This is a genomic window from Streptomyces sp. DH10 (assembly GCF_029813805.1).
GTDB lineage: Bacteria > Actinomycetota > Actinomycetes > Streptomycetales > Streptomycetaceae > Streptomyces > Streptomyces coeruleofuscus.
On record NZ_JARVKU010000019.1, the window covers coordinates 114618 to 129025 of the forward strand.

Annotated in this window: 10 protein-coding genes; 4 read left to right on the forward strand and 6 right to left on the reverse strand. The window is 73.6% G+C overall.

The features are described from left to right. Nucleotides 1–6 precede the first annotated feature (6 nt). Together QC385_RS32155 and pcaDC are read right to left on the reverse strand one after the other, a co-directional pair. Complete coding sequence (locus QC385_RS32155; RefSeq protein WP_279544872.1) at nt 7–642, reverse strand: MBL fold metallo-hydrolase; 636 nt, start codon at nt 640–642, stop codon at nt 7–9. Nucleotides 643–675: 33 nt separating this feature from the next. Continuing rightward, entirely contained in the window at nt 676–1980 is a 1305-nt protein-coding gene (gene pcaDC / locus QC385_RS32160; protein WP_279544873.1) for a bifunctional 3-oxoadipate enol-lactonase/4-carboxymuconolactone decarboxylase PcaDC, read from the reverse strand. A gap of 355 nt (nt 1981–2335) precedes the next feature. On the opposite strand from pcaDC, the gene QC385_RS32165 reads away from it, so the two are divergent. After that, nucleotides 2336–4498 carry an ATP-binding SpoIIE family protein phosphatase gene (locus QC385_RS32165; protein WP_279544874.1) on the forward strand — a complete coding sequence of 721 codons (2163 nt, stop codon included), beginning with the start codon at nt 2336–2338 and terminating at the stop codon, nt 4496–4498. A gap of 276 nt (nt 4499–4774) precedes the next feature. On the opposite strand, the gene QC385_RS32170 is transcribed toward QC385_RS32165, so the two are convergent. Further along, on the reverse strand, nt 4775–5959 hold the full coding sequence (locus QC385_RS32170; protein ID WP_279544875.1) for a type III polyketide synthase: 1185 nt from the start codon (nt 5957–5959) through the stop codon (nt 4775–4777). A 280-nt stretch (nt 5960–6239) separates the two neighbouring features. Between QC385_RS32170 and QC385_RS32175 the strand changes: the two genes are divergently transcribed. Beyond that, nucleotides 6240–8186 carry an SMI1/KNR4 family protein gene (locus QC385_RS32175; RefSeq protein ID WP_279544876.1) on the forward strand — a complete coding sequence of 649 codons (1947 nt, stop codon included), beginning with the start codon at nt 6240–6242 and terminating at the stop codon, nt 8184–8186. A gap of 12 nt (nt 8187–8198) precedes the next feature. On the opposite strand, the gene QC385_RS32180 is transcribed toward QC385_RS32175, so the two are convergent. After that, nucleotides 8199–8360: a hypothetical protein gene (locus QC385_RS32180; protein ID WP_443033047.1), complete on the reverse strand. Its 162-nt coding sequence runs from the start codon at nt 8358–8360 to the stop codon at nt 8199–8201. A 47-nt stretch (nt 8361–8407) separates the two neighbouring features. Between QC385_RS32180 and QC385_RS32185 the strand changes: the two genes are divergently transcribed. Both QC385_RS32185 and QC385_RS32190 read left to right on the forward strand, forming a co-directional pair. Next, nucleotides 8408–8587, forward strand: a complete 180-nt coding sequence (locus QC385_RS32185; RefSeq protein WP_443033048.1) for a carboxymuconolactone decarboxylase family protein — start codon at nt 8408–8410, stop codon at nt 8585–8587. A 50-nt stretch (nt 8588–8637) separates the two neighbouring features. Next, entirely contained in the window at nt 8638–9363 is a 726-nt protein-coding gene (locus tag QC385_RS32190) for an SDR family NAD(P)-dependent oxidoreductase (protein ID WP_279544877.1), read from the forward strand. A 22-nt stretch (nt 9364–9385) separates the two neighbouring features. Here the strand turns inward: QC385_RS32190 and QC385_RS32195 are convergent, their stop codons facing one another. Further along, nucleotides 9386–11503 (reverse strand): SWIM zinc finger family protein, encoded by a 2118-nt coding sequence (locus tag QC385_RS32195; RefSeq protein WP_279544878.1) that lies wholly within the window; start codon nt 11501–11503, stop codon nt 9386–9388. Further along, nucleotides 11500–14346 (reverse strand): DEAD/DEAH box helicase, encoded by a 2847-nt coding sequence (locus tag QC385_RS32200; RefSeq protein ID WP_279544879.1) that lies wholly within the window; start codon nt 14344–14346, stop codon nt 11500–11502. Before QC385_RS32200 ends, QC385_RS32195 begins: the two co-directional genes overlap by 4 nt. Nucleotides 14347–14408 lie beyond the last annotated feature (62 nt).

Consider the following 14408-nt stretch of genomic DNA (forward strand, 5'->3'; position numbering starts at 1 on the left):
GGAGCCTCAGACCTCGGCGGAGTCCCCAGATGTCAGCCGCAGGTGCTCCGAGCCGCCGAGCTGCCCGATCTGGCGGTCGTAGATCGGGCGGGCGAGATCGGTGAGGTAGGCGTCGTGGATGTCGTAGGCGCGCTGCGGCCTGACCTCACGGACGTAGTCGATCACCTCCGAGATCTTGCTCCAGGGGGCCATCACCGGGAGCATCAGCGTCTCGACCCGGTGGCCGGGAACGGTCAGGGCGTCGCCGGGGTGGAAGACCTTGCCGCCGTCGACGAGGAAGCCGACGTTGGTGATCTGCGGGAGGTCCGGGTGGATCACCGCGTGGAGCTCGCCGTGGACCTGGACCTCGAAGCCGGCGGCGGTGAAGGTGTCGCCGTGGCCGACGGTGTGCACGCGGCCGGGGAACGCCGAGGAGATCTTCTCGGCGACGGACTTCAGGGTCCAGATCCGCGCGGCCGGGTTGTCCTCCATCGCGGCGCGCAGCCGGAACTCGTCGAAGTGGTCGGGGTGCTCGTGGGTGACGAGGATCGCGTCCGCGCCGAGCGCGGCGTCCTCCTCGGAGAACCCGCCGGGGTCGAGAACGAGGGTCTGACCGTCCTTCTCGAGGCGGACGCAGGAGTGCGACTTCTTCGTGAGCTTCATGATTCCATCCTGCCTCCGCGCTCCCCCGTGGGTTCACTCCTGGGGCGTGGTCTCCTCGCGGATGACCTGCTGGGCGACCTTGAACGCGCTGTTCGCCGCCGGGACGCCGCAGTAGACGGCCGCCTGGAGCAGCACTTCCTTGATCTCGCCCGGCGTGAGTCCGTTGCGCAGCGCCGCTCTGGTGTGGAAGGCCAGCTCGTCCAGGTGGCCGCCGGCGACCAGGGCGGTGAGGGTGACGCAGCTGCGGGTGCGCCGGTCGAGGCCGGGGCGGTCCCAGATCTCGCCCCAGGCGTAGCGGGTGATGAACTCCTGGAAGTCCCCGGAGAACTCGTCGGCCTGTGCCAGCGCCCGGTCGACGTGTGCGTCGCCCAGCACTTCGCGGCGGACCTTGAGCCCGGCGTCGTAGGGGTCGGGCCGTCCCTGGGGCTGCTGCGGTACGACCGGGGCGATCTCGGCGACGGGCCCGGTCTGGAGTGGCTGGGAGGGGGCGGCGGACAGGACCGGCTTGACGGCGGCCGCGGGCAGGGCGGTCTGGCCGGTGGAGGTCTCGAAGGCGGGCTGCCAGGCGGTGGAGAAGTGCCGCACCAGCAGGTCGGTGACGGCCGCGGGCTGCTCCACCGGAACCAGGTGGGAGGCGCCGGGCACGACGGCGAGGCGGGCGTCCGGGATGCCGGCGACCAGGGTGCGGGCCTCGGCGGGGCCGGTGACCTGGTCGTCCGATCCGACGAGGACCAGGGTCGGCACGCCCACGCGTCCGAGCTCGGCCCGGACGTCGAACGAGGCGAGCGCCTCGCAGGCGGCGATGTAGCAGCCGGGGTCGGTGGTGCGCACCATCTGCACGGCCCACTCGGTGATCGCGGGCTGCGCGGCGGCGAACCCGCCGGTGAACCAGCGGTCGGGGGCCGTGCGGGCGATGGGGTCGAGCCCGTTCGTCCGGACGATCACCCCTCTCTGCCGGAACTCGTCGGCCGTGCCGAAGCGGGGCGAGGCGGCGATCAGCGCGAGGGAGGCGAGCCGCTCGGGGTGGCGCAGGGCCAGCTCGATGCCGACCGCGCCGCCGAGCGCGCAGCCCGCGTAGCCGAAGCGCTGCACGCCGAGCGCTTCGAGGGTGGTCAGCAGCCGTGTGGTGAGGTCCGTGACCGAGCCCGCCGGGTACGCGGGGGCGCCGCCGTGTCCCGGCATGTCGAACCGGAAGACGCGCCACTGCTTGATCAGCTCGGGGATCTGGCGGTCCCACATGTGCCATGTGGTACCCAGTGAGGGACCCAGGATCAGGACGGGAGCCTCTTCCGGCCCGTCGAAGCGGTATTGCAGGGTGTTCGGTGGTGTCTCGCTCACCCGTCAGACCCTCTCATCTCTCACGGGATCTCACACGGCCGGTCCCAACCTAACGGCTCTCGCGGGGGTGCGGCATCGAGTGTGGTGGGAGCCTCGTGGCTCCGTGTGACGCGTCCGAAAACCTTCCGGGATCTCCCCAATCAGCACCCTGAACACCACACGGTGAACGAGATCCGTCCTTCTGTGGCAGGCGACGGTGCCGTGGCCTGACGGCCCCAGGTCCGCCGACGCGGGCGAAGGTGCCCCGGGTGTTATTGAATGAGGTGTGCGGTCAGGAATCCGAGGACCCTGTCGCACGGGTTCTGGCCGGGCCCCGGCGCCGTGCCGGGGTTGGCGAGCGAGCCGAGAGAGTCGCATGGACGCCACACCCTCATCCTCGTCTTCGTCGCCGTTCGACATGGTCAGCAGCGCCTTGGGGCAGTACATCCCACGCGGCGCGGCGGCGGAGGCCGCCGGTTCTGCCCTCTCGCAGGGCGACCGCGCCACCCGCCAGCGCGTACCCGCCAACCCGCCGCCCGGCCGTCAGGAGCAGATTCTCGGCGCGGTCAACCTGGACCGGGATCTGAGGATCACCCGCTGCAATCTGGACGCCCCCGTCTTCGCGGGGCTGGACGCCGTGGCCGGGAGCTCTTTCGTCGATCTTCTGCCTCCCGGGGACGTACCGACGGTCACACGGCGGTTGGGGCAGGTCCTCGAGACCGGTGAGCCGCACGTCGCCCGGGTGCAGCGCCTTCGGCGCGGCGACGGGTCGGAGCTGGTGGTCTCGATGAGCATCCTGGCCGCCGCGGCGCCCCAAGAGGGCCTGACCGTCACCCTGATCGCCATGGCCAGGAGGCTGCACCTGTACGCCGCCGAGACCGCGATCGGCACCTCGCTGGACATCGGCGAGACCGCGCAGTCGCTGGCGGAGTCCCTGCTGGCCTGGGGAGACGTGGCCGCCATCGACCTCGACTTCGCCGTGTGGACGGGCGAGGGGGTCACCGGGCAGCGGCACGGGCGCGTCCGGCTGCGGCGGGCGGCCCTGGTGCCGGACCGGGTGTGGCCGGACGGCTATGTGACTCCGGGCGACGATCTTCCCGGCGATGCGAGTCGCCTGCTGTCGCTGGCGATACGGCGTGACGACGCGGCTCAGGCCATCGTCATACCCGACCGGGCGGCGATCGAGCGGGTACTCGGCAGTCCGCGGCTGGTTCGCGCCCTGGTGCCCGGCGACCAGGCGGCGGCTGTGGCGTGCATACCGCTGGTCCTGGACTGCACGCCGCCCGTCGTTCTGGGGGTGGCGGAGGTCTGGCGGAGGCCGGACCGCCCCTTCGGCGACAGCGAGCTGCTCGACCTTCAGGAACTGGTGGCCCGGACCTCTCATCACGTCGACCTGGCCCGTCAGCACCAGCGCGAGCACACGCAGGTGCTGGCGTTGCAGCGCCGGCTGCTGCCACGGACCGGCGGCGACACCATCGAGACCGCCAGTGTCTACCAGCCCGCCACCCCCGACAGTGCGGGCGTCGGGGGTGACTGGGTGAACAGCTTTCCGCTGCCGGACGGCCGTACCGCGCTGGTGGTCGGTGACGTCGTCGGGCACGGCCTGGGGGCCGCCGCGACCATGGGACAGCTGAGCATGGAGGCCCGCGCGCTGCTGTCCGCGGGGCTGGCGCCCGACGAGGTGCTGGAGCACCTGGACGAGACCGTGACGCTGCTGGACGACGCGGATTCCGGGCTGGCGGCCGGCTACAGCGCCCTCGGGTCGACGTGCTGCATCGCCGTTTACGACCCGGTCAGCCACCGCGTGGCGCTGTCCAGCGCCGGCCACCTCCCCCCGGTCCTGATACCCCCGGGCGGGCCCGCAGGTCCGCTCGCGGTCCGGCCCCACCCCGGCCTGGGCACCGAGTTCGCGCTGCGGGAGCCGTTCGACGTGCAGGCGTTCGCCGCGCCGCCGGGCTCGCTGCTCGCCCTCTACACCGACGGCCTGGTGGAGGATCCCGCCGTATCGATCGACGAGGGCATCGGCAGGCTGGCGGACGCCGTGTCCGCGGTGCACCCCTGGGACGCCCTGCCGCAGGCCGCGCGGGGCCTGGTCTCCGAGCTCGCGCCGGTGCGCCGGCGCGACGACGTGACCCTGCTGCTCGCGCGCATGATCGGCTACCGCAAGGGGGACACGGCGACCTGGCGGCTGCCCGCCCGCGACGACGCGGCCGCCCAGGCCCGCTCACTGGTCTCCGCGCTGCTGCGGCGATGGCACACCAGAGCCGACACCCGGGACAAGGTGGTGCTGGTGGTCGACGAACTGGTCGCCAACGCGGTCCGCTTCGCCGGCGGCCCCCTCACAGTACGGCTGATCAGGACCGGTCACGGGCTGCTGTGCGAAGTGGGCGACACCGGCAACGGCAGGCCGCGGCTGGGCCAGGGCGAGCTCCTGGACGACAGTGGCCGTGGCTTGCAGGTCGTGCACAGACTCACCACCCGGTGGGGGGTGCGGTGGACGGAGACCGGCAAAGTGGTCTGGGCGGCATTCGGGCCGTGACGCTGCCGCGGACGGGTCGTGCGGCGTGCGCTCGTCAGGCGGCGCCACCGGGCGTACGGGCGGCACGAACGGTGGTACGGACCGCACGAACGGTGGTACAGGCCGCACAGCCGGTCGTACGGGCCGCACAGCCGGTGGGACGGGCGGGACAGCCACTCGTACAGGCGGCACAGCCAGTCGTTCGGGCGGCACAGCCAGTCGTTCGGGCGGAACAGCCGGTGGTATGGGCGGGAGAGCCGGTCGTACGGGCCGCACAGCCGGTCGTACGGGCTAGCGCTACAGCCACTCCCCCTGAAGGGCGGTGGCCGTGAGGCCCGGGGCCGCCGCGTAGAGGACGGCGCGATCGCCCGGTTTCTGCCCGGCGTCGTGCGCCCTGCGCAGGATGTCGAACACGGCGGCGCCTCCGCGGTTGCCGCTGGTGTAGCTGTCCCGGCTGTAGTCCAGCAGCCCGGACGGCCACCCGTCGGGCATCGTCTGCTCCATGTACTCCAGCACCCGCGTCCCGCCGGGGTGCGCGAGCAGAACGTCGGGATGCCAGGAGTCGGGGTCGTCCTGGTAGCGGAGATGCAGCCACTCCCACATCGCGGTGACCGTCTCCTGTACGGCACGCGGCCCGCGCCGGTCCATCACGAAGTGGGTGCCGTCCGCCCGTGTCTCCAGGCGGTGCAGGTCCTGGGTGCCGGGCAGCGTGTGGTGCCAGGCGGCGTCCAGCCGCAGCACCGACTCGGGCCTCGGACGGCCCGTGACCACGGCGGCGACCGCGGTGTCCGCGAACAACAACCGGACGATCAGGGACTCCAGGGTGTCGTCCGAGGGCTGGTAGGTCGTGCTCAGCGCCTCCGCGATCACGACCAGGACCACCCGGTCGGGGTCCGCGGCCACGAGATCCGCCGCCAGCGCCAGTGAGCGGGTCCCGGCGATGCAGGCCCACTGCGTGGCCGGCAGCAGCATCACGTCGCTGCGAAGCGGGAGTTGGTTGGCCAGGGCGATGTCCAGCCCCGGCAGCGCCGGAGTGGTGGAGTGGCTGGTGATCAGGCAGTCGACGTCTGCGGCGTCCAGCCCGGCGATCTGGAGAGCCCCGCGTGCGGCGCGCTCCCCGTAGGACTGCACGGCCGCCCAGGCCGGCGCGGTGCGCTCCTGGACGGTCTGCGGCGCGGGTATCGCCTCGAGTGCGGCGATCACGCGGTCCACGTCCTGCTCGGTGAACCCGTCGCGGGCCAGCGCCTCTCGGGCCGGCCCGATGCCGGCGGTCCGCAGGCCGCTCCCGTCGCCAGGCGCGACGGCGGTCTCCAGCGGCAGCATCCACCCGCGGGTCTCGATGCCCGTGCCGGCCGCGATGCCTTCGATCCGCGGCGCCCACGCAGCGTCGGGGTGCCGGCCGCTCACTTCCGCCACGATCTGGCGGGTTTCCACGGCGTGCTCGCCGTGTATCACGGCGGGAGGGCAGAGGTAAGCGGCCATAGTCGGCACCTTCCTAAGGGGATTGGGGGGTACTGAGGGAAAACGTCACGAATGCTGTGTCATGGGTCACTTCGGCACTTCGCATCCAAGTCGATGCCCGTTTACTCCACTTCGGGCGCGGCATCCGCGTCGAGCATGGACGCCAAAGGGACATTTCCGCTGTGATGCACGCAACTTAGACAGTCGCCGGAGTGCGTGACCTGACCCACACTCCGTGGAGGTTCCGCCGGCCGCGACAAACGGCGGAGCGCTGTCAGTGGCAGGTGGCAGCATCGGGCGTATGACGGACACCACGGCATTCGACTGGCGGTCCTTCCTGCTCAGGTGGAGCGGGGAGTGGGCGGATTCCCTGCCGGAGGACGAAACGCGGGGCGAGGACGACGAGACCGCCCGGCGGGCGCGGTGGCTGGGCTTCCCGCCCGCGTCCGAAGAGCGCATCGCAGCCATGGAAGAGCGCCTCGGCCGGCGAATGCCCCCGTCGTACCGGGAGTTCCTCAAGGTCAGCGACGGGTGGCGGCACGCGGGCGCATTCGTGTGGCTGCTGGCGGGGACCGAGGACGCGCACTGGCACAACAACGAGTCGGAGCTCGCGGACCTGTTCGAGGAGTACCTGGACGAGGACGCCGGGCCCGAGGAGCGGCTGGAGGCGGACATCTGGCGGCGCGGGCTGCAACTCGACGTCGAGTCCGACGTCACCCACGTCCTCATGGATCCCGGGGACGTGGACGAGGACGGGGAGTGGGCTGTCTACACGTGGGCGAGCTGGCGGGCGGAGCCACCCGAGCGGCATGCGAATTTCGTCGAGTTCATGCGGGAGATGTACCGGGAGTTCCACGGCCTGAGCGCGCACGGCAGCGACGAGGAGCCGGTGTTCGTCAACGACACGACGGAAAGGCTGGACTCCCTCGTGGAGGAGGCCCGGTTGGAAGCGCTGCGCGGCGGCTGGGAGCGGGCCGGGAAGGCGCTGGACGAGGCCAAGGAGTACGGCAGACCGCGGGCCGCGGGGCTGGGCGACCAGATACGCCGCCTGCTCGAACAGAACTACATGGTGCACTTCGAGGACTTGGTGACGGACCCGCGGTACGCGCCCGATCTGCTGCCGCCGCTGGTCGCCGAGCACGCGGCGCACTCGTACCGGGACGACTCCGCGCTGACGTTCCTTCTGCGGGGCGCCGGCGATGACGTGGTGTCGCTGGCCCACACGACGCTGGATCAGGTGCGGAACGGCACGTACCGGTACACGGCGGCGGGACCGTTCGGGGAGGCGGTCGAGCAGGCGCGGGAGTTGGCGCGGTGGGGAGACACCGACGGGGCGTGGCGGACACTGAGGAACGCTGTCCCCCTGTGGGAGCCGCTGGGACCGGACCACCTGGCGCCGCTCGGGTGGGTCGCCGACCCCGTGCTCGGGCCGCTGCTGACCCCGGAGCGGGGCCGCGAGTTGCTGTCCACGCCCAGGGGCGGGCAGGCGGGTGAGGCTCCGAGTCCGACGGCCGGGCTCGACCCGGGCGGCCTGGCGTGGCTCGCGGAGCCGGACCCGGGCGGCAACCGCACGGCGTACCGGTTCGTCCTGGTGGAAGGGGTGGAGCCGGAGGAGCTGCCCGGACGTCTCGTGGACGGGGACGGCGCCGTGCTGAGTGAACCCATGACCTCGTGGGAGGCGCGCGACAGATTACTGCGCGACCGAAGCGAGTTCTCGTCCTACGACGACAGGGCTCTCATGGCGGTCGGCCGGGCCGGCACCGGCTGGAGCTTCGCCTTCGACGGCGACCCCGCCCCCTTCCACCGGCAGCGGTTCGTCTCGCCGGCCGGGGCTGCCAGCACGGGCACCCGCGCGGTGGTGGTGTGGAGCGGCCTGAGGGCATGGCACGGGGAGCCGTGCTTCCACCTTTCGGTGGCGCGAGACGGCACCGAGCAGTACGCGTTCACGTACGCGGACGGCGAGGTCCGGTCCAGCGGGGAGATACCGCGGGCGCTGGATCCGAGCCGGTTCTTCGGTGCCGTGGAGGACGGCGCCGGGACGGAACGGGCGTTGCTGGAAGCGGTGGCCGGGGAGTTCCGCGCCTGTCTGCCGCGTCACGCTCTCGTCGACGGGCGGCTGCACACGTTCGTCACCCGTTCATGGACGCGGCCGCCCGGGGACGGAGAGACGTACGCGGTGATCCGCATGCACCGTGGAGCCTCACATCCGGCCGGCGGTGAGGTGTCGGGAGACGACGGGCCGCACTGACGCCGTCGGCTGTCACGGTCGTGAACGGGCTCCGGGACCTGACGGATGACCGGTGGACTCGGCGTTCTCGCTGACGGCCCAGGAGGCCAGGAGTCGCAGGGCGTCGTGCTCGGGTGTGCCGGGGGCGGCGCTGTAAGCGGTGAGGGTCAGGCCGGGCTGGGCGGGCAGTTCCATGGCGTCGAAGTCGAATACTGGCCGCCCGCGACCGCAGCCTGATCACCGTGGCCGTCCTCGTCGCGGGCGGCGATGCCGACCAGCTGCGCTTCCACGTGGGACGAGCCAAGGAGAACGGCGTCACCGAGACCGAGCTCGTCGAGGCCGTCACCCACCTCGCCTTCTACGCCGGCTGGCCCAAGGCCATGACGGCGATCACGGTCGCGAAGCAGGTCTTCTCGGACTGAGCGAACGGAAGGGACACTGTCACCATGCGAGACGAAGGAATGGTGCGCTCGTGAGCCGGATCCTGGTGACCGGTTCCGCGGACGGCCTGGGACGTGCCGCAGCCGATGCGCTGCTGTCCGCCGGACACGACGTGGTGGTGCACGCACGGAACCAGCAGCGCGCGGCAGGCCTCGACACGCTGGTCGCCCGTGGGGCCCGCCTCGTGGTGGGCGACTTCACGGAACGCGACGCCGTCCGGCGTATCGCCGCGGAACTGAACGACGCGAAGCCGCTCGACGCCGTCATCCACAACGCCGGTGTGTGGAGCGGACCGGCGGTCATGCCGGTCAACATCATCGCGCCCTACCTGCTCACGGCCCTGCTGCGCGGCCCGCGCCGACTGGTGTACCTCAGCAGCGGCTCGCATTTCGGCGGGCGTCCCTCGCTCGACGGGGTCGACTGGCGGGGCAGGAGCGCGGGCTCGTACTCCGACAGCAAACTGTTCGTCACGACGCTCGCCGCCGCGGTGGCTCGCCTGCGCCCGGAGGTGTTGAGCCATGCGGTCGATCCTGGCTGGGTCCCTACGAAGATGGGCGGACCGGGCGCACCGGACGATCTGGAGCTCGGCCACCGGACACAGGAGTGGCTCGCCTCCAGCGACGAACCCCAGGCCCTGACCACCGGCGGCTACTGGTACCACCGCGAGCGGCTGCAACCGCACCGCGCCGTCCACGACGAGGCGTTCCAGGACCGCCTCCTGCGGACGCTGGCCGAGGAAACGGGCACCGCGCTCTGAGCGGTCAGGAGCAGTGGCCGCCTCAGAGGTCGCTCGCCATGCCCAGCCCCGTCAGAGCCCCGACCGGGTCCAGGTCGGGGGTGCCCCGGGGCCACCAGTCCTCCTGGCCCGGCTCGGACTCGTAGGCGTACCACACGCCGTCGCGGCCCAGGCGGAGCTGGACGTGGCCGTGCGGGTGGGTGAGGTGGTTGCGCCAGGGGCGGAAGGCGGGCAGGTCGGCGGCGAGGAGCAGCGGCCGGGCCCGGTCGAACCGGCCGGCCGGCGGGTCCCACGGCTCCTCCAGTACGGCGAGGCCCTCCGGTCCGCCCTGACGCCAGGCGGCGACCGCACGGGCCAGCTCGGACGGCGTGCGGCCCGCCGCGGAGGCCAGGGAGGAGTAGAGCGCCCGGGTGCCCGCGGTGAGTCCCGAGCCGGGGCGGGCCGCGGCCAGGCGGACCGCGTCCTCCCAGAGCGTCAGCTGCCCGACCGGGTCGCGGCCCGTGGTGAGCAGGGCGTGGGCCCGCGCGGCGGCGTCCGTGGCCAGCTGGTCCAGCGCGAACGGGTCCGGGCCGCCGGGGGACGCCGGGTAGGCCGGGGGCTGTTCGGGGTGCGGGGGCGGCGGCAGCGGTGCCGGCAGGGGCGGGAGGGCGCGCGGCGTGAGAACGTCACTGGCCCGCACTCCGGGCAGGGGCGCCGGCCCCTTGTCCTGGGCGGCGCGCGCCGCGCGGGTGGCGCTCAGCCGGGACAGCGCGTCGAGCAGCTCGCGTTCGCCCCGGCCGCGCAGCAGGAGCAGGACGAAGGGATCGGCGTCGAGCAGCCGCGCGGTCTGGTAGCAGAGGGCGGCGGCGTGCTTGCAGGGGTGGCCCCGGTCGGGGCAGCTGCACCGCGGCTCCAGATCTCCCGGTCCCGGCAGCAGGGGCACACCGCAGTCCGCGAGGGACTGGGGCATCTCCTTGTCGAGGAGTGCCGCGATGTGCCCGGGCCGGTCGGCGGCGGCGTCCAGGAACCGCTCCCAGTCCTGGTCGTCGAGCGTGCGCAGCCGCACCTGCACGCGGTACGGGCGCGGGCGGCTGCCCCGCACGTACGCCAGCACCAGGCCGGGCGTCACGGTGATGGCATCGACATGCCCCTGGCCGGCGTAACCCCGCCCGCGCTCCAGCCGCTTGACGTCCAGCGCGCCCTGCTCCAGCGCGGCGACCCACGCGTTTCCCCACCAGCTCTCGGCGAAGCCCGTGTCGTCCGGCCCCCGGGGCGGGAAGGCCGGGAAGGTGCGGCGGAGTTCGTTGTCGCGGTTGGGAGCGGCCATGGAGTGGGGGCCCAGGGGGCTGTGGAGGTTGCCAGGAGTCCGGGGGGTCGGGGACGGGGTGGTGGAGGGGGCGGAGGCAGGGGGCGGCGCGGGGGCCGGGGCGGCGTCGGGGATGCCGGGGCCGGGTGAGGGCGAGTCCTCATGGCCGGTCTCGCCCGGGGCCTCGGGCGTCCCGCCGGGGTCCGTCGCGGGCATCCGGAAGGCGTCGGACAGCATCTGCCCTACGTCACGCGCTTCCCCGCCGCCGGTGTTTCCGCGCGCCCGCCGGAGGGCCGCCGCCCGCTCGTCCACACGGCTCTGCCGTGTCCCGCGCCTGCGCCGGGCCCCTTCTCTCTCCGTCTCCTGCCGTGCCCGCCGCGCGTCCTGGCGAGCGGCGCGCAGCGCCTCGCGTGCGATGTCCGCCGCGCGGGAGGCCGGCCGATCGGTGCCCCCGGAGGGAGCGGTCACCGTGCTCTCGGTTGGGGCGGAAGGCCGGTCCTCCTCGCCGGTGGGAGTGCCGGCCTGGTCCGTCTGGGCCGGGGCCTTCCCGGTCTCTCCCCGGTCGTCGGAGCCGTCCGGCTCCGTGGGTCCCGACGCGTCCCGCGGGGTGTCTCCCGGCTGATCGGCGAGCACTTCGGCATCCGCGTCCCCCAGCGCGCCCATGTCCCTCGCAGGGCCTGCGCCTTGGTGCTCGGACACCGCCCTTCGCAGTGCCTCACGGGCGACGTCCGCCGGCTGGGGGGCCTCCTGCCCGACGGGTGACGGAGCCGAAGGGGGCGCGGGACGGGCAGCCGGTGCCGGGTGCGGGTCGGACGCCGCCCGCTCGCGGGCCGCCCGCAGGGCCCGGCGGGCCTCGTCGGCCGGGCTGGGCGTCATGGCGTGCTCCGCAGGGAGACCAGGTCGGACAGCTCACGGTCCGTCAGTTCGGTCAGGGCCGACTCGCCGGAGCCGAGGATCGCGTCGGCGAGGGCGCGCTTGGCCTCGAGCATCTCGGCGATGCGGTCCTCGATCGTGCCCTCGGTGATGAGGCGGTGGACCTGCACGGGCTGCGTCTGGCCGATGCGGTAGGCACGGTCGGTGGCCTGTTCCTCGACGGCAGGGTTCCACCAGCGGTCGAAGTGGACGACGTGGCCCGCGCGGGTGAGGTTGAGGCCGGTGCCCGCCGCCTTGAGGGACAGCACCAGGACCGGCGTCGAGCCGGCCTGGAAGCGGTCCACCATGCGCTCCCGCTCCGGTACCGGCGTGCCGCCGTGGAGAAGGTCGACCGGGACCGCCCGGGTGGCCAGGTGGGAGGTGATCAGGCGGGCCATCCCGACGTACTGGGTGAAGACCAGCGCGGATCCGTCCTCGGCGAGCAGGGTGTCCAGCAACTCGTCCAGCAGCGCGAGTTTGCCGGAACGGGCGGCGAGCCGGTCACCGCCGGACCGGGGCTCCTCCTTCAGGTACAGCGCCGGGTGGTTGCAGATCTGCTTCAGCGACGTCAGGAGCTTCAGCACCATGCCCCGGCGTGCCATGCCCTCGGCGGTCTCGATGGCGAGCATCGACTCGCGGACCACCGCCTCGTACAGCGCGCCCTGTTCGCGGGTGAGCGGCACCGGGTGGTCGGTCTCCGTCTTGGGCGGCAGCTCGGGGACGATGCCCGGGTCGGACTTCTTCCGGCGCAGCAGGAAGGGCCGGACCAGGCGGGCCAGGCGCTCCACCGCCTCCTCGTCCTCGCCGTTCTCGACGGCACGGGCGTGCCGGGCGCGGAAGGACTTCAGCGGGCCGAGGAGGCCCGGGGTGGTCCAGTCGAGCAGTGCCCACAGCTCCGACAGGTTGTTCTCGACGGGCGTGCCGGTCAGGGCCACACGCGCGGGGGACGGGATCGTGCGCAGCGCCTTGGCCGTGGCCGAGTAGGGGTTCTTGACGTGCTGCGCCTCGTCGGCGACGACCATGCCCCACGCCTGCCCGGCCAGGGCGGGGGCCGCGGAACGCATCGTGCCGTACGTGGTGAGGACGAAGCCGCCGTCCAGGTCGTCCAGGCTGCGGTCGGGGCCGTGGAAGCGGCGGACGGGGACGCCGGGTGCGAAGCGGGTGATCTCCCGCTGCCAGTTGCCCAGCAGCGAGGCCGGGCAGACCACCAGCGTCGGCTCGCGGCGGGCCCGCTTCACGTGCAGGGCGATGAGGGTGACGGTCTTGCCGAGGCCCATGTCGTCGGCGAGGCAGCCGCCGAGGCCGAGGGAGGTCATCAGGTCGAGCCAGGCCAGGCCCCGGAGCTGGTAGTCCCGGAGGGTGGCGTGCAGGCCGGGCGGCGGCGCGGCCGGGCGTACTCCCGCGGTGAGGCGGTCGCGCAGGGCGGCCAGCGCGCCGGCGGGTACGGCCTCGACGGTCTCGCCGTCCACGTCGGCGGTGCCGGTGAGGGCGACGGACAGCGCGTCGACCGGGTCGAGCAGCCCCAGGTCCCGCTTGCGGGCCTTGCGGACGAGGGCCGGGTCGACCAGGACCCACTGGTCGCGCAGCCGGACGACCGGGCGGTGGGCCTCGGCGAGGGCGTCCATCTCGCTCTCGGTGAGCGGATCGCCGCCGAGCGCCAGCTGCCAGCGGAACTGGAGGAGATCCTCGCTCTCGAAGAAGCCGGTGCCGTCGGTCGCCGAGCCGGGGGCCGGCCGGACCACCGCCGCGGCCGAGAGGTCCTGGGCCAGGTCCCTGGGCCAGTGCACGGCGACGCCGGCCGCGGCGAGCCGGGTGGCCGCGACGCCGAGCAGGTCGCTCAGCTCCTCCTCGGTCAGCGCCAGCACGTCGGGCACGTCCTGGTCGGAGAGCCGGTCGAGCGGAGGCCAGACCCGGGCCGCGCGGCGGACGGCGAGGGCCGCGTCCACCCGGGCGCGCGGGCCGAAGGCGTCGTCCGCCTCGCCCGCCCACAGCGCCGCCGCGTCGGCGACGAGGGTGGGGTCGGCGAGGCTGTGCACCTGGACGATGGCGGCGCCGGCACCGCGTGCGCCGCCGTCGAAGGCGTTGTCGAACAGGTCGTACGCCGAGAGGTCCAGCCGGAGCGAGATCCGCACGCCGGCGTCCATGCCGGCGGCGACCTCGGCGGCCCAGTCGTGGGCGTCGGGCAGGTACTGGGGGCCGCGGGCCGCGAAGGGTCTGCCGGTGGCGTGGGGTGCGGCCGGGGTGCGCGGCAGGGTGTCGGCGACCGCGTCGAGGAAGGCGCGCACCAGCGCTTCCGGTTCGGGCAGGCGGATGGGGCCCGGGCCGGACAGCGGGACGGCGTGCCCCTCGTGGGGCAGGGCGGCGGCCACCGCGCGCAGGTGCGCGATGTCGTCCGGGTCCAGCGGGCCGGCGCGCCAGGCGTCGTGGCCCGTGGGGGTCAGGCCGGGCAGCAGCCGGCCGCGCGCGGTCAGCCGCAGGGCGTGCAGGGCGGCCGCGCCCCAGCAGGCGGTGGCGGGGTGGGCCGCCGGGTCGTGCCGGGCGCGCACCAGGAGCGGCAGGGCCTCGTCCAGCGGGAGGGTCAGCGCCGGGGCGGTCCGCCGCCGGACCCCGGCGCCGTGCCGTCGTACGACGGTGAGCTCGCTGTTCTCGGTGAGCTCTGTGACCTCTGCGGGCAGGGGCTCCCCTTCGGGGTCCCAGAAGGCGATGCGCCCGTCGCGCGGGAGAGGCGCGGGCAGGAAGACGGCCGGAAGCCGGAGGGGGACCGTCCGCTCCCCCGCCCGCTCGGCCGTCACAGCCGTGTCGCCCATACGTCCTGCCACCTCCCGCCCGCGTTTCGGATCAGCTGTCTCCGACTCTACGGGCGGGGTCT